This is a genomic window from Nonomuraea monospora (assembly GCF_039531895.1).
Taxonomy (GTDB): Bacteria; Actinomycetota; Actinomycetes; order Streptosporangiales; family Streptosporangiaceae; genus Nonomuraea; species Nonomuraea monospora.
This window is the reverse complement of sequence record NZ_BAAAQX010000014.1, coordinates 168,804-185,929: the sequence shown is the minus strand read 5'-3', so window position 1 is coordinate 185,929 and position 17,126 is coordinate 168,804. Positions and strand designations below refer to the sequence as shown.

Annotated in this window: 18 protein-coding genes; 10 read left to right on the top strand and 8 right to left on the bottom strand. The window is 70.4% G+C overall.

All coding sequences use genetic code 11. The annotated features are described in order from the left end of the window. Nucleotides 1–12 precede the first annotated feature (12 nt). On the top strand, nucleotides 13–909 hold the full coding sequence (locus ABD331_RS27045) for an oxygenase MpaB family protein (RefSeq protein ID WP_344480141.1): 897 nt from the start codon (nucleotides 13–15) through the stop codon (nucleotides 907–909). Here ABD331_RS27045 and ABD331_RS27040 read toward each other — a convergent pair. From ABD331_RS27040 to ABD331_RS27025, 4 genes are all read right to left on the bottom strand, one after another. Continuing rightward, the gene (locus ABD331_RS27040; RefSeq protein WP_344480138.1) at nucleotides 866–2,044 is read right to left on the bottom strand and encodes an MFS transporter; all 1,179 of its coding nucleotides are present in this window, start codon (nucleotides 2,042–2,044) and stop codon (nucleotides 866–868) included. The genes ABD331_RS27045 and ABD331_RS27040 overlap by 44 nt on opposite strands. A gap of 16 nt (nucleotides 2,045–2,060) precedes the next feature. After that, entirely contained in the window at nucleotides 2,061–2,900 is an 840-nt protein-coding gene (locus ABD331_RS27035; RefSeq protein WP_344480135.1) for a RecB family exonuclease, read from the bottom strand. Nucleotides 2,901–2,964: 64 nt separating this feature from the next. After that, nucleotides 2,965–3,675 (bottom strand): MBL fold metallo-hydrolase, encoded by a 711-nt coding sequence (locus ABD331_RS27030; RefSeq protein ID WP_344480132.1) that lies wholly within the window; start codon nucleotides 3,673–3,675, stop codon nucleotides 2,965–2,967. A 40-nt stretch (nucleotides 3,676–3,715) separates the two neighbouring features. Beyond that, entirely contained in the window at nucleotides 3,716–4,342 is a 627-nt protein-coding gene (locus ABD331_RS27025; RefSeq protein WP_344480129.1) for a DUF6758 family protein, read from the bottom strand. Nucleotides 4,343–4,416: 74 nt separating this feature from the next. On the opposite strand from ABD331_RS27025, the gene ABD331_RS27020 reads away from it, so the two are divergent. Further along, nucleotides 4,417–4,815, top strand: a complete 399-nt coding sequence (locus ABD331_RS27020; protein ID WP_344480126.1) for an NUDIX hydrolase — start codon at nucleotides 4,417–4,419, stop codon at nucleotides 4,813–4,815. A gap of 4 nt (nucleotides 4,816–4,819) precedes the next feature. On the opposite strand, the gene ABD331_RS27015 is transcribed toward ABD331_RS27020, so the two are convergent. Further along, nucleotides 4,820–7,876: a hypothetical protein gene (locus ABD331_RS27015; RefSeq protein WP_344480123.1), complete on the bottom strand. Its 3,057-nt coding sequence runs from the start codon at nucleotides 7,874–7,876 to the stop codon at nucleotides 4,820–4,822. A gap of 343 nt (nucleotides 7,877–8,219) precedes the next feature. Then, a complete protein-coding gene (locus ABD331_RS27010) occupies nucleotides 8,220–9,206 on the bottom strand; it encodes a CPBP family intramembrane glutamic endopeptidase (RefSeq protein ID WP_344480118.1) in 987 nt (328 codons plus the stop codon). Nucleotides 9,207–9,305: 99 nt separating this feature from the next. On the opposite strand from ABD331_RS27010, the gene ABD331_RS27005 reads away from it, so the two are divergent. Together ABD331_RS27005 and ABD331_RS27000 are read left to right on the top strand one after the other, a co-directional pair. Beyond that, nucleotides 9,306–9,995: a hypothetical protein gene (locus tag ABD331_RS27005; protein WP_344480114.1), complete on the top strand. Its 690-nt coding sequence runs from the start codon at nucleotides 9,306–9,308 to the stop codon at nucleotides 9,993–9,995. Then, nucleotides 9,992–10,540, top strand: a complete 549-nt coding sequence (locus tag ABD331_RS27000) for a DUF6529 family protein (RefSeq protein WP_344480111.1) — start codon at nucleotides 9,992–9,994, stop codon at nucleotides 10,538–10,540. Before ABD331_RS27005 ends, ABD331_RS27000 begins: the two co-directional genes overlap by 4 nt. Here ABD331_RS27000 and ABD331_RS26995 read toward each other — a convergent pair. Beyond that, a complete protein-coding gene (locus ABD331_RS26995; RefSeq protein ID WP_344480108.1) occupies nucleotides 10,530–11,462 on the bottom strand; it encodes an HpcH/HpaI aldolase/citrate lyase family protein in 933 nt (310 codons plus the stop codon). The two genes, ABD331_RS27000 and ABD331_RS26995, sit on opposite strands and share 11 nt — an antisense overlap. 79 nt (nucleotides 11,463–11,541) lie before the next feature. Here ABD331_RS26995 and ABD331_RS26990 point away from each other — a divergent pair, with 79 nt between their 5' ends. The 6 genes from ABD331_RS26990 (at nucleotide 11,542) to ABD331_RS26965 (ending at nucleotide 16,145) form a co-directional block, all read left to right on the top strand. Next, nucleotides 11,542–11,826 (top strand): AAA family ATPase, encoded by a 285-nt coding sequence (locus ABD331_RS26990; RefSeq protein ID WP_344480104.1) that lies wholly within the window; start codon nucleotides 11,542–11,544, stop codon nucleotides 11,824–11,826. A gap of 7 nt (nucleotides 11,827–11,833) precedes the next feature. Beyond that, entirely contained in the window at nucleotides 11,834–12,706 is an 873-nt protein-coding gene (locus tag ABD331_RS26985; protein WP_344480101.1) for a hypothetical protein, read from the top strand. Then, nucleotides 12,684–12,812: a hypothetical protein gene (locus ABD331_RS26980; protein WP_344480097.1), complete on the top strand. Its 129-nt coding sequence runs from the start codon at nucleotides 12,684–12,686 to the stop codon at nucleotides 12,810–12,812. The genes ABD331_RS26985 and ABD331_RS26980 overlap by 23 nt, the downstream gene beginning before the upstream one ends. Further along, nucleotides 12,802–13,767 (top strand): hypothetical protein, encoded by a 966-nt coding sequence (locus ABD331_RS26975; RefSeq protein WP_344480095.1) that lies wholly within the window; start codon nucleotides 12,802–12,804, stop codon nucleotides 13,765–13,767. The genes ABD331_RS26980 and ABD331_RS26975 overlap by 11 nt, the downstream gene beginning before the upstream one ends. Nucleotides 13,768–13,777: 10 nt before the next feature. Next, on the top strand, nucleotides 13,778–15,508 hold the full coding sequence (locus tag ABD331_RS26970) for a DUF262 domain-containing protein (RefSeq protein ID WP_344480092.1): 1,731 nt from the start codon (nucleotides 13,778–13,780) through the stop codon (nucleotides 15,506–15,508). A 250-nt stretch (nucleotides 15,509–15,758) separates the two neighbouring features. Beyond that, the gene (locus tag ABD331_RS26965; protein WP_344480089.1) at nucleotides 15,759–16,145 is read left to right on the top strand and encodes a hypothetical protein; all 387 of its coding nucleotides are present in this window, start codon (nucleotides 15,759–15,761) and stop codon (nucleotides 16,143–16,145) included. Here the strand turns inward: ABD331_RS26965 and ABD331_RS26960 are convergent, their stop codons facing one another. Beyond that, on the bottom strand, nucleotides 16,146–17,123 hold the full coding sequence (locus tag ABD331_RS26960; protein WP_344480087.1) for an EamA family transporter: 978 nt from the start codon (nucleotides 17,121–17,123) through the stop codon (nucleotides 16,146–16,148). Nucleotides 17,124–17,126 lie beyond the last annotated feature (3 nt).

The following is a 17,126-nucleotide window of genomic DNA, read 5'->3' as shown; positions in this document are numbered from 1 at the left end:
CATGTACTTACCATGGAGGAAATCGCCGCCCAGCCGCCGCGGAGCGCGACCTGGCAGGTGCATCTCGACCGCTCGATGTGGGTGGGCGGGGTGCGCGGCCTCATGCTGCAGGCGCTGCACCCGCTGGCCATGCTGGGCGTCTGGCAGAACTCCAACTTCCAGGACGACCCCTTCGGCCGCCTGCGCCGCACCGCCGACTTCGTGGGGCGGGTGACGTTCGGCAGCCCGGGCGAGGCCGACGAGATCGGCAGGCGGGTGCGCGCCATCCACAGGTCGCTGCGCATCCGCGATCCCGAGACCGGCAGGACGCACCGGGTCGACGATCCCGAGCTGCTGCTGTGGGTGCACTGCGCGGAGGTCTCGTCGTACCTGGAGGTGGCCAGGCGCGGCGGGCTGGGGCTGAGCGAGCGCCAGGCCGACCGCTACCTGCACGAGCAGCGCAGGAGCGCCACCTACGTGGGCCTGCACCTCGACGACGTGCCCGGCTCGTGCGCCGAGATGGACGCCTACTTCAAGCAGCTGCGGCCCAGCCTGCGGGTGACGCCCGAGGCGGCCTCGACCGTGCGGTTCCTGCTGTGGCCGCGGCTGCCGCGCGAGCTGCGCCTGCTGTCGCCGGGCAAGCCCGTCTACTTCCCGTTCGGCGCGCTCTGCTACTACACGCTGCCCGACTGGGCCAGGCGCATGTACGGCGCGCTGCCGGAGGTGCCCGGCGCGGCCGTCACGGCGGCGCTGAAGGCGTTCAGGCTGGGCCTGAACTCCCTGCCCGAGCCCGTGCACGACCTGGCCTTCATGCCCGGCACCCGGCAGATGCTGCGCGCGTCCAGGGAGCGCCTGGGCGCGGCGGGCTACGACGTCGGCAAGGGGCTCAAGGGCGTGACCGATCCTCGCCGCTGGCCGCGCGACGCCTGACGGGCAGCAGCACGGCCCCGGTCAGCGCCGCCGCGGACGCGCCCGCCATGAGCCAGGCGCCGCCGCCCAGCCCCGCCCGTTCGAACAGCACGCCGAGCAGGGCCGCCGCGGTGCCGGCGCCGACGTACCTGGACGCCTGGAAGACGCCCACGGCGGCCCCGGTGTCGCGCCGGTCGGCGTGCACGAACACCAGCGAGTTGAGCGCGAACTGGGTGAAGGCCGCCGACACGCCGAGCAGCGCCGCGGCCACCAGCACGAGCCACACCGTACGCGCGGGCACCATCAGGCAGGAGCCGGCGAGCAGCAGGGCAGAGCCCGACACCAGCAGCACGCGCAGCCCTGCCCGCCTGGCCAGCGACACCGCCAGGGGCGTGGCCACGATGCCCAGCCCGGCCAGCGGCAGCACGAGCAGCCCCGCGACGTGCGCGGGCAGTTCCGCGACGCTGCGCGCCCACAGCGGCACCGCGAAGAAGGCCAGGTAGAAGACCACGTTCCCGAGCGCGAACTGGACGCAGGTGGCCAGCAGCCCGCCGCTCAGCCGGGGCAGGATCGCCTCGCGGGCCCCGTCCACGCGCACCTTGGGCATCCAGCGCAGCGCCGCGGCGAGCGCGACGGCGGCGAGCGGCACGTTGACCAGGAAGATCGCCCGCCATCCCCACAGCGCGACCAGGAACCCGCCGAGCACGGGCCCGGCGGCGGCGCTGGCGGTGAGCACCATCGAGATCGTGGCGATGGCGCGCGGCGGCGGCCTGCCGTCCTCGCCCGGCATCACGGCCTGGATGACGGCCATGCCCGCGGGCATCGTCGCGCAGCTCCCCAGCGCCTGCAGCAGCCGCACGGCCACCAGCACCGGGTACGACGGCGCCAGCGCGGCCAGCACCCCGGTGACGCCCATCGTGACCAGCCCCGCGCAGAACACCAGCCGCGGCCCGAACCGGTCCGCCAGCGAGCCCGTCACCGGCGGCACCGCGATCCCGACCAGGTAGAACCCGGCCGCGAGCCAGGTCACCGCGGCGATCCCGACGTGGAACTCGGCCTCGATGTCGGCCAGCCCGACGGAGATCATGGACGAGTTCAGCGGGTTGAACAGCGAACCCAGCGCCACCACCGCCGGTAACCGGCCCACAGGTTTCACATGAGGTGCATAACCGCTATTCGGCCAGACCATCCCAAGGTTGGCGTTCCGGACCGGCGGCCAGGCCCTCGGGGCAGTGGCGGCGGAAGTCGCACCAGGAGCAGATCGGCCCGGGGCTGGGCGCGAACAGCTTGTCGACGTCGGCGGGCACCTCGGCGGGGCCGACGGTCTGCCGCTCTCCGGCGGGGCGGCGCGGCCCCGGCCGCTCGCCCATGGCGGCGCGGTAGCGGTCGTCGGCCTCGGACGCCTCCATGGCGACCTCTTCCGCCCTGGTCAGGTGCCGGGCCAGGGACTCCTCGGTGTGCCGCCACTCGACGATCTCGCCGGTGGGCAGGTGGTGCAGCTCGACCGTGCGGCACGGGGTGCGCATCATGGTCGAGGCCGCCACGGCGTACACGGCCAGGGCCAGCGAGGAGCGGGCGTCGTCCTGGGTGAGCGGGCGGCGGCCGGTCTTGTAGTCGACCACGACCAGTTCGTCGCCGCGCCGGTCGAGCCGGTCGATGCGGCCGGACAGGGCGATGACCTTGGTCCGCGTGGCGACCGTGCGCTCGACGCCGACCGGATCGTCGGACGGATCCAGAGTCGCGACATATCCGGACACGAGGTCGCGGGCGCGGCCCAGCCAGCGCGCCGACTGCTCGGCGTCCCTGAACCCCTCGGTGATCCACCCGTTCGTGAGCAGGATGGACGCCGTCAGCGGGGTCCTGCGGTCGTACGGCTCCCGCCACCAGCCCGCCAGCGCGTTGTGCACGCTCGCACCCACGCTGTTGTGCGCCCACGCGGGCCCCTTCGACGGCTGCGGCCGGTCGAGGTAGGTGAACCGGTAGCGGCGGCGGCAGTCGAGCCAGGTGTTCAACCGCGACGGCGTGCACGAGTAGAGCCGCCGCGGCATCCCTTCCAGCGGTAGCTGGCCCTGCACCTCAGTCGTCGCCCAGCTTGATCCCGGAGATCCTGGTGCCGTCGGTGAGCGGGCCCTCGCTCTCGGCCTCGGTGTCGACGCGGGTCAGCGAGCCGGAGACCCAGTCGTCGAAGTGCGGCTCCAGGTCGCCGATGGTGACCTCGTCGCCGTGCGCGGCCAGCACCCGCGTGTCGCCGGGCAGCGTGAACAGCCGCCCGCCGATCGAGGTGAGCTGGTCGGCCAGGGCGGGATACTCGCCGCCCAGCTTGCCGGGGCCGTCGGCCTGCAGGGCCTTGCCCGTGAACACGGCCCCGAGCGCCTCGCAGTAGAGCGAGACGCCGCCGGGCGAGACGCCGGGCGTCTCCATGACGTCGAGCTGGACGTCGGCCACGCCGAAGATGCCGTCGTCCTCCATGTCGATGTCGGGCCAGGTCTCCCGCCAGGTCTCCCGCCACAGGGGCTTGTCCTTGGGATGCAGGGCGACGACTGCCTCGTCCCTGCTGGCCACCTCGATCGCGGCGCCCACGTGGTCGGGCAGGCCCGCCGTGCAGATGACGGCCAGCACCTCCCGCTCGCCGACCTGCTCCAGGATCTTGTCGGCGTCACGCGAGGCGTCGATGACGATCACCTCGTCGTCGTCACCCACGATCCAGGTGTTGTTCTCGACCTTGTGTTCGGTGCCGTCGATCTCGACGACTCCCTCGGTCACCACTCGCTCGATACGCGCTGTCACGCCTCCGCACTCTAGTCCGTTCCCCTGACAGCGCGAATCGCTAATCTTCGAGTCTCGGAGAAAACGCCCCGAACGGGACGTCCAGCTCGTGATCGCGGGCGTCGAGCAGCGACAGCTCGGCGAGCGCGATCATGCAGCCCGCGTCGGCCGGCCAGGCGATCGCCCACAGCCAGTTGCCCATCGCCTCGCCCGCGTAGACGGCCCGGTCGCTCTGGCCGTCCACGCACCACAGCGCGGTGGGGTGGCCCAGCACGGCGATCTTCGCGTTCGGCGGGCCCGCGTCGAACCCCTCGCCGGGGTCGGGCCCGTCGAGCCCGGCGAACGCGGCGCCCAGCCCGATGCCCGGCTCCTCGGCGATGAGGAGGAGGTCCGCCGGCCCTTCCGTCAGCGACGGCCCGGTCAGCGCGACCAGGCTGGCGCGCGCGCCGGTGCGCTGGTCGCCGACCTCGCCGAAGCCGGTCACCAGCCAGCCGGCGGGCAACGGCCATGGCAGCCACACGGGCACGACGGAGCTCTTGCGCATTGCCTCCAGCGCGGTGCTGGTCGGCGGCCACGGAGGCTGATACGGCAGGACATCACCGTGCGAGTCACATCTGAACGCAGACGACCAGGCGCTGGGCCCGTGAAGCGGGCCAAAGCACCGTGGACAGGTTGGAGCCGCTCTCACAACTACCCACGGTGCTTTCTCCGGCACGGCCACGTCAAGGCCGGTGACCGTTATCCCGTCGTAATCTTGGTCATGTGCGCGTAAATTGTGTCGGCGCGATCATTTTCGACGCCTTCGACCGTCTTCTGCTCGTGCAGCGGGGCCGCCCGCCGGGCAGGGGATTGTGGTCCGTCCCGGGCGGACGGCTGGAGCCCGGTGAGGACGATGAGGCCGGAGTGCGGCGCGAGGTGCTTGAGGAGACCGGGCTGCACGTGACGGTCGCACGCCTGGCGGGCGCCGTGGACCGGCCGGGGCCCGGCGGGGTCACGTACGTGATCCGCGACTACCTCGCCACCGTGTCCGCGGGCACGCCCGCCGCGGGGGACGACGCGGCGGACGTGCGCTGGTGCGACCAGGCGGACCTGGAACGGCTGCCGCTGACGGACGGCCTCCTGGCCGCCCTCACCGAGTGGGGCGTGCTCCCCCGCCAGTAGGCCCCTACCGGTTCGAGGTCAGGCTGGAGGTCCACAGGATCAGGTGGTCGGCGCTGTACGTCGTGGAGCGGCCGAGCGCCACGACCTCCGCCCCGTCCACCGCGACCGCCGACAACCACTGCGTGCCCTGCCCCGCCAGGCGGTCCCTGGTGAGCGCCATACGGTTCCACGACAGCCCGTCCTGCGACGTCCAGGCCGCGCTGTCGCCCTCGCCCGGCACACCGTGCCAGCCGACCGCCACGAGGCCCTCAGGCGCCGCCGCCAGGTCGTACACGGCCGCCGCCTGGTCAGCGGGCAGCCACGCCGTCTCCCAGCTCTCTCCGTCGTCCTCCGAGACGGCGGCGAACGCGCGCCGCGACCCGTTCGTCAGCGCCGTGCCGATCGCCACGAGCTTGCCCTGGTACGAGGCGATCCGCCGGAGCCCGGCCGAGGAGGCGCCCGGCGGGGACACGCTGTCGCGGGCCGTCCAGTTGACGCCGTCCGCCGAGTACCAGACCACCGTGCGCTCCTGGTCGGCGCCGCCCGAGCCGCCCACGGCCACGTACCCCTCACCGCTGGCGACGGCGTCGTGCACGCGCACGCCGGCGCCGCCCTGCGGCAGCTTGTTGGACCGGGTGTACTTGCGCATGTCGGGCGTGAACCACATCGCGGCGCTGACCGTGCCCGCCTGGTCCTTCGACTCGCCGGCCAGCACGTAACCCTCCTTGCCCGCCGTCACCACGTCGGTGCGCAGGTAGGGCTGGTCGGAGTGGCGGGCCAGGTCGCCGGTGACGCTGACCCGCTTCCAGCTCTCGCCGTCCGTGGAGGTGACGAGCAGGGGGTCGGTGACGCCGACGTTCGGCTCGGTGCCGCCGACCGCCAGCCAGCCGCGCCCGCCGTGCGTGACGTCCTCCAGCGTCTGCCTGCCGGCGCCGCCCAGGCTCATGGACTTCCAGCTCTGCCAGTTCTTGACCGTCCACAGCCCGGCGTCGCCCGAGGCGGAGCCGACGGCCACGTACCGGCCGTCGTAGCTGGTCAGCGCGTTCGTCTCACGGGCGATCCTGTTCAGGCCCGCCACCTCGCCGAGCTGCACGCGCGAGGCGTCGCCGCGCGGCGGCGCCGCCATGAGCACGAGCTGGTTGTCCACGTCGGACGCCGCCCGGTCGCCGCCGGCGAACAGGGTGCCGCCGTCGGAGATCGTGAACCCGCGCAACGTCGCGCCCGTCAGGTTGCCGAGATCGGCGCGCTTGCTCCACGAACGCCCGTCCGTGCTGGTCAGCACCGTGTACGAGCCCATCGCGCCAGGACTGATCGCGGCCACCCCGGACGGATAGGAGATCACCGACTCCACGCCCGGGCTCTCGGCCGGGAGGCCGCCGATGGACCCGCACTGCGACCACTGCGCCCCGGTCGGGGAGCAGTAGACGCGCACGTCGCCCTCCACCGTGCGGCGCCGCGTCGGCACCAGCACGAACTGCTTGGGCAGCACCGCCACCGTCCCCGCACGGGGATCGGTGGCCTCAGGGAGCTGGAAGCCGGTCGCCTGCCAGTCACGCCCGCCGTTCGCCGAGCGCAGCACCCGCGATCCCTCGCCGTCCGCGGGGACTCCGATGGCCACGACCGTGTCACCCTTGGCGACCACGGCCTTCAGCTCCCGTACTCCCAGCTCCCTCGTCTCCACGCGCTCCCAGGCCCGGCCCTCGTCAGAACGCCAGGCCGCCGGGCCCGTGCCGCCGTCGTCGCCCGTCGTGCGCCCGACCGCGACGAACCCCGACCCGGTCCGCGCGATGTCCTCGATGCGGTCACCGGGGCGGAACGCGGCCAGCCCAGACGACTCCACGGCCGTCCAGCTGTAACCGTCGGTGCTGGTCCACAGGCCGCGCTCGCCGGTGCTCTCGTCGCCGCCGCTGGCCAGCCACCTGCCCTCGCCGCCCACCACGCGCCGCACGATCGCCGTGGAGGCGCCGTTCACCTGGCCCAGCCGCCACGTCTTGCCGCCGTTCGGGGAGAACAGGAAGAGCGGGCGCGGGGTCGGGCTGGTCGTGTCGCTGCCCACCGCCACCACCGCGCGGCCCACCGACGTCATGTCGTTGAGCTTCTGGTCGGTGCCGACGCCTGCGGCGGGGATCGTGAACAGCTCGTCGCCCGAACGTCCGGTGCCCGCCTCCAGGCGCAGGCCCGCGGTGTCCTCGTCGTTCCACTGCCAGACGAGCACGCCCGTCGCCACCAGGACCGCCACGGCCACCGTCAGGACGATCGGGATGGCCCTGGTGCCCCGGCGGGCGGGGCTGGACCTGCGGACGGCGGCGGGAGCGGGGCCGCGGTGGTGGCGGCCGCCCTGGGGGGTGGCGGGGCCTTTCGCCACCAGGAGGTCGGGGCGGGTGGGGCGGCCCGCCGGGGGGCGGCCTACGCGCCGCACCTCGGGCTCGTCTTCGGGGGTGGCGGGTGGCTGGTCCGCCTCCTCCCTCAGGGCCTCCTCCCTCGCGGCCTCTTCCCTCAGGGCCTCCTCCCTCGCGGCCTCGTCCCTCAGGGCCTCTTCGCTCGGGGCGCTCCCGCTGGGGACCTCTTCGCTCGTGGCGCTCCCGCTCGGGGCCTCTTCGTTCGGGGCCTCATCCCTCGGTACGGGGTACACGAGGCGGTACGGAGGCGTGCGGTCCTTGCGCTCGCCGTTGCCCGTCACAGGGTCCCGGGCCGGCTCGTCGGGCGCCACGGCGTCGCCCTCGGGGCGTGGCCGGGGCACGTGGACGTCCGACGCGGCGGGCTCGAACCTGGGCCGGGGCACGTCCCCGGCGTCCCCCTGCTCGGAGCGGGGCGAGTCAGGAGCCTGCGTACGCGGCCCGTCAGGGGCGTCCGCCTGGGACGCGGCGGCGGCCTCGGGCCGGGCGTAGCCGGGAGCGTCAGGCGCGGCGTTCTCGGGCCGCGGCGTGCCGCCCGCCACCAGCTTGTCGGGCCGGTTGACCACGCGCCGGGTCCGGCGCCGCGGCTCCTCCTCGGCCTCCGCCGTCGGCGACGTGTACGGCCGCCGTCCCTTGGGCGGCTCCTGGGGCTCCTCGTCGGGAATCGGAGCGGCGAACGGCGGCATGCCCCAGGGGGAGGTCAGCGGTAACCCCCTGGCCCGGTCGTCGGTGGGACCGGGCGGCGAGTGGCTGATCCTGGGCTCTGCAGAAGGGGAATGGGGCTCGGACGGACCCTCGGAGCGGGGGTCGTCGTCTTCCGGCGGTCGCCGTGGCGGTTCGCTGGGGCCGGAGGCCACGCGCCGTACCTCCTAGTCGAGCTCGTCGTACAAGGTCGATCCCGGCCGCTCTCGCGGACCGTTCCAGGGCGGCGTGGCGGATCCCGTGCCGCACTGACAGCATCCAGACCAGCATGACTCGGCCGGAATTACGAGACCTCTCTAGCGAGATTCCCCGCACCTTGCGCCGGATTTATTCCGAAATAGTGCGGATTGACTGCTTTTTAGCTAGATACATCACACCAAACGCATACACCCCGAGCTGCACCACGGTACCGGCCAGCGCCTGCCACGGCACCGGCATCTTCCCTTGATCCAGCGCGTCCTCCAGATCGCCCGCCGCCGCGCTGAGCCCGAAGGCCACCACGTTGTTCACGACATGCAGCGCGATGGGCGCCTCCAGCCCGCCGGTCCGCACGGCCAGCCACGCCATCACGGCCCCGAACGCGAACACGTCCAGCAGCCCCGCCCACGAGTACCCGTGCAGCGACGCGAACAGCGCCGACCCGATGAGGATGGACCAGATCGGGTTGCGCACGTGCGCCCCGACGGCCTGCGTGAACCAGCCGCGGAAGACGTACTCCTCGGCCGCCGCCTGGAACGGCACCAGCAGCAGGATCACGATGAGCAGCGGCAGGAACGCCGACCATCCGGCCCACCCGAACATGCCGGTGTCCAGGCCGGAGACCGACAGGGCGAGCCACTGCGCGGCCTGCCCGAGCACCAGCGCCAGCACGGCCAGCGCCGCGCACCGCGCCATCCAGGACCAGCGCAGCCGTCCCGCCACGGACGAGAGCGTCCCGGGGCGGCGTCGCTGGACGAGCGCCGCCGCCCCCAGCACGACCAGCAGCACGGGCGCGATGGACAGCAGCGTCATCGCCAGGCCGTAGGCGTTGCCCCTCGGCAGGCCCGTCTCGGGGTCCACGGCCTCGGGCAGGCCGAGCAGCTCCGTCCCCAGCATGAACATGATCACGACCACGACGCCGATCGCCAGGAACCCGGCGCCGACGATCAGCGTGCCGACGATCGCCCGCCACGGCCGCACGCCCGGGATCGCGGCGAGGTGGTCGTACCGGGCCCCGCGCGGGGTGGCCACGAACCACGGCGGCGCCGGCTGCGGGTACGGATACCCGGCCGCCTGAGCGCCGGACGGAAATTGGGGCCCCGGATTTTCCTGCATAACTCCATTCTGTCCGCTTGATGCGCATAAGTTCACAGACGGTCCACCGTTTTAGGCGGATGCTCGGAGTCGTAGGCAATTCGACCCTGGGAGCAGTCCATGTCAAGGCTGGGACCTGTCATCACCCTCACGGCGGGAGCAGTGCTCGCCCTGGGGCTAGGTGTCGCCAGCACGATCGCGACACCGGCGGCCGAGGAAACGGCCGCCAGCACCGCTGCGGAAGCACCACCGGCGGAGGAGAACACCGCGGCGCCGGAGCCCTCCCCCACGCAGACGGCGCCCAAGAAGATCGCCAAGGCCGACTACGGCGGCCGGGTGAAGGGCAACGGCGCGCTCATCGCCATCTCGGTCAGGAACGGCAAGGCCATCGGCTACTTCTGCGACGGCAAGACCGAGGCCTGGTTCAAGGGCTCGGAGGCCGACGGCGAGCTCCAACTCAAGGGCGTGGCGAACGCCGGCTCCAAGGTGACGGCCGAACTGGGCGGCGGCCGCGCCGAGGGCTGGGTCTCCGTCGGCGGCAAGAAGTGGGACTTCACGGCCCCCACGGTGGTCAAACCGTCGGGCCTGTACCGGGCCACCGCCATGGTCAGGGGCGCCAGGCTGCGCGCCGGCTGGATCGTCATCAAGAACCCGAACGGCGGCTACTACCAGGTCGGCGCCGCCTTCGCCGGGGAGGAGCAGCTCGACATCCCGCCGCTGGACAGCGAGCAGCCCACCACCCCCGTGACCGTGGACGGCACCACGGTCAGCCCCGAGGACGTCGACGGCTTCATCGAGGAGATGCAATGACCGCCATCAACCAGCAGCGGCGTTCCCCCAGCGTGGCCTCGCTACTGGTGCCACTGGCCATCGGCGGCCTGGTGGTGCTCGCACTCGGCGTGTACGGGCGTGCGCACACGCCGACGGGGTTCGCCGTCGGCGTGGCGGGCTTCTCCGCGGCGCTGCCGATGAAGGTGTGGCTCACCACCGGCGCGTTCCTGCTGGCGATCGTGCAGGTGGTCTCGGCCCTGTCGATGTGGGGCAAGCTCGGGATCGACATCCCCGCCGGCGTGCACCGCTGGTCGGGCCGCCTGGCGTTCGTGCTCACGATCCCGGTGGCCTTCCACTGCCTGTACGCCCTGGGCCTGCAGTACGACGTCCCGCGCGTGCTCGCGCACTCGCTGCTCGGCTGCTTCTTCTACGGCGTGTTCACCGCGAAGATGCTGGCCCTGCCCAAGCGCGACACGCCGGGCTGGACACTGCCGGTGCTGGGCGGGCTGGCGTTCACGGCGCTCGTGGGGCTCTGGCTGACCTCGTCCTTCTGGTTCTTCACCGCCGTGGGCTTCAAGGTGTGAAGCTCTTCGTACGGACGAGGCCCGCCGCCCGCCCCTTGGCGGCCACGACGAGCGCCATCTTCCTGGAGGCCTCGTCGATCATCTCGTCGCCCAGCATGACCGCGCCGCGCTTCTCGACCGAGGTGTAGTACTCGTACGCCTCCAGGATGAGCTCGGCGTGGTCATAGTCCTCCTGCGACGGCGAGAACACCTCGTTGGCGGCGTCCACCTGCGACGGGTGCAGCACCCACTTGCCGTCGAACCCGAGCGCCGCCGACCGCTGCGCCACCCTGCGGAACCCCTCGACGTCCTTGATCTGCAAGTAGGGCCCGTCGATGACCTGCAGGTCGTGCATCCTGGCCGCCATCAGCAGCCGCATGAGGATGTAGTGGTAGGCGTCGCCCTCGACGTAGCCGGGCGGCTGCTCGCCGACGACCAGCGTGCGCATGTTGATCGAGGCCATGAAGTCGGCGGGGCCGAACACGAGCGTCTCCAGCCGCCCGGACGACCCGGCGATGGCGTCGGCGTTCACCAGGCCGCGCGCGTTCTCGATCTGCGCCTCGATGCCGATGCGGCCCACTTCGTAGCCCATGGTCTTCTCGATCTGCGTGAGCAGCGTGTCGAGCCAGACGACCTCGGTCGGGTCCTGCACCTTGGGCAGCATGAGGCAGTCGAGGTACGCTCCCGCCCCCTCGACGATCTCGATCACGTCGCGGTACGTCCACTGCGTCGTCAGGTCGTTCACCCTGACCACACGCGTCTTGCCCGTCCAGTCGCCCTCGCGCAGGGCGGCCACGATGTTGGCCCGCGCCTCCTCCTTGGCCAGCGGGGCCACGGAGTCCTCCAGGTCGAGGAAGACCTCGTCTACGGGCAGGGTCTGGGCCTTCTCCAGGAACCGGGGGCTGCTGCCGGGCACGGCCAGCACAGAACGTCGTGAGCGCATGCGGACACGCTAGTAGACCCTCAAACAGCGCACACCGAACGCCGACCTCACGAGTCGGGATCAAGCTAGGGTTGCGTCCATGGTCCTGCTGCGTATGGCGGTTGACAACTATCGTTGCTTCAGGGAGCGGCAGGAGATCGAACTCCGACCCATCACTGTGGTCCTCGGCAAGAACAATGCCGGCAAGAGCGCACTCACGCGGCTGCCGCTCCTGCTGGAGACCGGGATTCGCACGAGTTCCAGCCTTCCGCTCGATGTCGACGCTCTCAGCGACGACCCGCCCGATTTCCTCGACCTCGTCTACGGCCGGAAATGTGCATCGCGCGCTGGGGCTGGAGTTCGCAGCGGGAGACTTCCGTCATGAGATCCGAGTGAAGGCGACGATCCAGAACATCGCCGAGCGGCGGACTCAGTTCGTCAGTGAACTGGAGATCGACTACCGGGACAGACGGGTGCATCTGGAGTGGCTCGGGGACGACGTCGCAACGTACTCGATGACCGTGAACGACGGCCCCTCCGCCGAGACACATGTCACCTTCCGCGGGCTGCTCCCCCTCAGAGCCGACCACCCCGACCTACCCAACGGCGGGCGCGACTGGCTTCAATCGCTTCGCTTCAGCATCAGGCAAGACATCGAGAGCACTCGCTATCTGAGCGCCTACAGGCAACGTCCGGCCAGGCTCACGCGCTTGCCGTCGCGGATGGCGGCAGAGGTCGGCCCTGCCGGCGAGAATGCCACGGGCATGCTGGTCAACGATCACGTCCGCGGGGATCGGACCTTGCTGGAATGCGTCAATGAGCTTCTCGGAGACAGTCTCGCCGGTTGGCGGCTTGAGATCGAGGCGCAGGGGCCGATGTACTCGGTCAACCTCCGGTCGGTGGCCGATCCCGCCCTCAGCGTCAATCTGCTCGATTCAGGCACCGGTGTCGCACAGGTTCTGCCCCTGCTCGTGCAACTGGCGGCCGACAGGAACGCCACGCCTCCTTACCGACGGTTACTGCATGTGATCGAAGAACCCGAACTCCATCTTCATCCGGCCTTTCACGCACTGCTGGCAGACCTGTTCATCGGGGGGGGCGAAGCGCGGCAGGGGCCGCTTCCTGATCGAGACCCACAGCGAGACCATGTTGCTGCGGCTCCGCCGCCGCATCGCCGAAGGACGGATATCGTCGGACGACGTGGCCATCCACTTCGTGGATCACAGCGCGGGCTCATCCCAGGTGCGGCGCATCAACATCGATGATCTCGGCAATCTCGACTACTGGCCCAATGGTGTCTTCTCGGAGGATTTCGAGGAGACCAAGAAGCTGGCGGAGGCCCAGTTCGCCCGCGAGCGCCATGAGAGTTGAACTGACGGGCGAGGCGTTCACCACCGAGGGCTTCGGCCTGATCGTCACGCTCATGCAGTACTTCGTCGAGAGCCGCCACGATTGGGTGGTGGATCCGGGCCAGCTCGGGGGCGTCGATGCCTACTTCCGGGATCACGCGCCGAAGATGGCCCAGACCTACGGCTTGCTCGCAAGCAAGGGCCTGGTCAGCCAGGCATGGACGGTCACAGCGGCGCCACGTTCCCGCCTGGTGTCCATAGGCCGCGAGAGCTTGTCCGACCATGTGTGGGACCTGGGCCGATCGGCGCGGTTCGTTGTGGAGAACCAGGAAGGCGACCGGGCGTTCATTCTCGCCCTCGCCCACGTCTTCGGTGCCAAGGACATCGTTGAGGCCTGCGAGAAGGGCTGGCTCGAGTTCGTCCAGGGCGGCGGGAGCGGCGAGGTGCCCAAGGTTGTCAGACACGAGGAAGCAGCCATCAGGCGGGTCAAGCGCGTGGCTTTTCTCCTGGACAGTGATCGGCTGATGCCCGGCGAGCGCTCCAAGCACGAGGCGGCGGTGACCGAACTGCGGGCACTCGGGATATCCGGCCACGTCCTGGACTTCCGCGAGGCGGAGAACTACCTTCCCAATCGTGTTTTAGCCGCGACCATCGAACCTCCGGAAAGACTGACGGAGAAAATTCGTCATCTGAAAACGCTCACGTCACCGCAGCGAGCCCACTTCGACATCATAAACGGGTTCTGGGATCGCAAGAATTTCTGTGCGGCCATCCCTGCCGCACAGCAGGACCTCTACGGCGATCTGGCCGAAAGCGTTAGGGTCGGACTACGGCACGGCTTCGGGCATGGCCTCACCTTGGTCCTCCATCGGGAGGCAGAGGCAGGCAACGTGAAGGAAACCGATTTCGCCGCGCTCGGCCCAACGGTGGCCGAAGAACTGAAGACGCTGCTCGCACTGGTACGAGAGATCATCTAGGAACTCAGGCATGGCTGACAGGCAAGACGAACAAGGGCTGAACGGCCCCGAGGAGTACGCGGGGTCCGCCAATGAGATCGGAGTGCGCCCGGATGTCAACCTCCTGGAGACCTTCCTGGAGAATGTCCGCAAGGGCCAGCTTCGGGTTCCGAAGTTCCAGCGCCCTTTCGTCTGGCGCCCCGATCAGATGCTGGACCTGTTCGACAGCATCGAGCGAGGTTATCCCATTGGGAGCATGCTGCTCTGGGAAACTCCCGCAGCGCTCGAAAGCCTGGAGCACGTCGGCGGCCTAGCGATACCGGACGTGCCACCCGGCCAGAGTGCGACCTACATCCTCGACGGGCACCAGCGCCTGTCCACTCTGTACGCCAGTCTCTATCGTCCCGCCGCCTCCGATCCCATTGATTCCACGGACTGGATCTGGCACATTTACCGGGCGCTGGGCCAGCGCGACTCCCGTGCCAATCGTTATGTGCATTGGAAACATCCCAGCGCACCGCCCCCGCACTATCTCCCGATCCGCTCGGTGCTCAGAACCCTGGACTTTCTCGCCTACGCCCGCAACCTGGCCAAGACCATGGGCGACGATCCTTTCTATGACGAACTGATCGAGGAGGCGGAGCAGGTCGCGCAACGAATCAAGTCGTACAAGGTCTCGGTCGTGACTCTCCTCGGCGGTAATCTGGCCCAGGCCGTCGAGGTCTTCTCCCGGGTGAACAGCAAGGGCCAGTCGATGAGCCCTGACCAGATGGTGTCCGCCCTCACCTACAAAGGCAGCGGCGAGGAAAGCCTCGCGAACAGCATCGCGGCCATCCTCGACCGGGTCGCAGCCGAAGGCTTCGGGGAGATCAACTCTACGACCGGATTCCGTGCCCTGCTCGCCGTGGCCGGCGAAGAGGAGGTGACCGGTGCCCGATGGGACGTCCTCGCCAGGCGGATGGAGGGCAAGGTCTCCCAGGCGGTTCAGGACACTGACGTCGCCCTGTCCAGAGCGGTCGCCTTTCTCCGCGACGACCTCGGGGTCCCGCTCGCCCGGCTCATCCCTTACAACAACCAGCTCATGCTGCTCACGCTGTTCTTCCATCTCCGCCCTGAGCCCTCCGCCGAACAGGTCGAGGTGCTGACCCGATGGTTTTGGATCACAGCATGGTCCGGACGCTTCGCCAGTGTGAATTCGACCACCAGCAGGCAGTCCATCCAGGACATGCGGGCATTCGCCGACGGGAAGAAGAGCCTGCCTGAGTTCGCCGGGACTCAGGGCATGTTCGACTTCGCCGATCAGCGGGCTCGCCCTTACCCCGACAGGTTCGACCTGCGCAGTGCACGCGTCCGGGCCTACCTTCTGTGGGAACTCACAGAATTTCCGCTGAGAACAACTCCCGGAGGGAGGCAGTACTCGGCTGTCGAGGCCATCCGGCGCCTGGACTCTGCGGCGTTCCGGAGAATCTCCAACAAGACCGGCCTGCCCAATGGATCCAATCCCGCGAACCGGTTGGTCCTGGAGGTCAATCCGGGCCTCACGGCGCGCTCGTATCTGCATGACCTGCGTCATTCGCCTTCGGGCCTCGGTGATCTGGGCATACCCGATATGGCCTTCGACTTGCTGGCGGCAGGAGACGACGAAAGGTTCATCGATCTGCGGGCGGCCGAGCTCGCCCGCAGGGAGCGCCGGTTCATCGAGTCAGTGGGCGCCATCGTGCCGCGGACCTACACCGGCGAGGCGGAAATCGATACCGAATGATCCGTCGTGCCTCACGCACGGAGCCGCACGGCTCGGCCCGGCCGGGCACCGACAGCAGCTCTGTCCTGCCACACGGCACAGGGGCGTCCGCCCCGGCTCACCGCGTGCAGCAGGACGCCCTGCGGCGGTGCGGAATACTCGAAGGTGCCGAGCGCTCGGCGGCCCAAGCGGACCGGGGCTGCGAGCAACCTTCCGCATGCCCCCATGACAGGATCGTGGTGGCGGTGATTCGCGGGTTACAGTCGGATCCGTGAGCGATAACACCACCGTCATCCAGGAGGGCGCCAAGAAGTCCGGCATCCTCTGGCTCACCCTCGACCGCCCCCGCCTGGCGTGGCACGCCTGGCACGACGGCGCGATCTACCTCGTGACGGGGGGCGAGGAGCAGGCGCTGCCCGGGCTCGACGCGCTCGACCGGGTGCGGGTCACGCTGCGCAGCAAGGACAACGGGGCCAGGCTGGTGGAGTTCGAGGCCGCCGTGGCGGTGGTGGATCAGGCGGCGGCGGCCGACGTCGTGGCGGTGCTGGCCAAGGAGCGGCTCAACGCGCGCGACAGCGAGCACCTGACCGAGCGCTGGGCCCGCGAGTCCACGGTCTGGCGCCTCACCCCGGACCGGCCGTCCCCCGCCGAAAGCTGATCATCCGGGACCGGCCGTCTCCGGCCGGGAGCTGACCACCTCAGGGGTCGCCTCGGGTTGTTCGACGATCTCCGGGTGACCGCCGGAGGTGGCGGTCTGGGCGAGCAGCGCGCCCGAGAGCACGAGCAGGCCGCCGACGATCTGGAACACGCCGAGCGCCTCCCCGACCAGCGCCCACGCCACCACCGCGCCGCCGATGACCTCCAGCGACGCCACGGTGGCGCCCACGGCGGCCGACAGCCGCCGCACGGCGTTGACCCCCAGGATGTACGCGACCACGGTGGCGATCAGCACCATCCACAGGTACGCCCCCAGCACCGGCAGCCGCAGCCCGCCCTCCGGCGCGGCGGTGACGGTGAAGGCGCTCCACGGGATGTCCCAGGGCCGGGCGAACGGGATGAGCACCAGGGCCGCCCCCGCCATGCCCCAGGCGATGAGGCCGAGCGGGTCGATGTCGTCGCCGAAGCTGTCGTTCATCAGGAAGTATCCGGCGCAGCACGCGCCGGCCAGCAGCCCGAGCAGCAGGCCCAGCGCGTCCAGCCGGAGCCCCTGCCACGCCTCCACGACGATCCCGAGACCGACGACCGCGACGACGGCGCCCACGTACGCGGCGCGCGCGAGCCGTACCTTGCGGATGAGCCGCACCCAGGCGACCACCATCACCGGCGCCATGAACTCCAGCAGCAGCGCGACCCCCACCGGCAGCCGCGTGATCGCCACGAAGTACAGCGCCTGCACCCCGGCCACCGCCATGACGGCGTAGAGCGCGAAGAACGGCAGCATGGACCTGGGGATCCGCAGCGCGCGCGGCCTGAGGAGGGCCAGCGCGGCCAGGAGGAGCAGCCCCGCGCCCGCCATGCGTGTCCACACGGCCTCGATGGGCGCCAGCCCGGCGGCTATGAGGTACTTCGCCATCGGCCCCGAGAACGCGAAACAACACGAGGACACGAACGCCAGCGCGAGCCCCGCATACCTCATCGC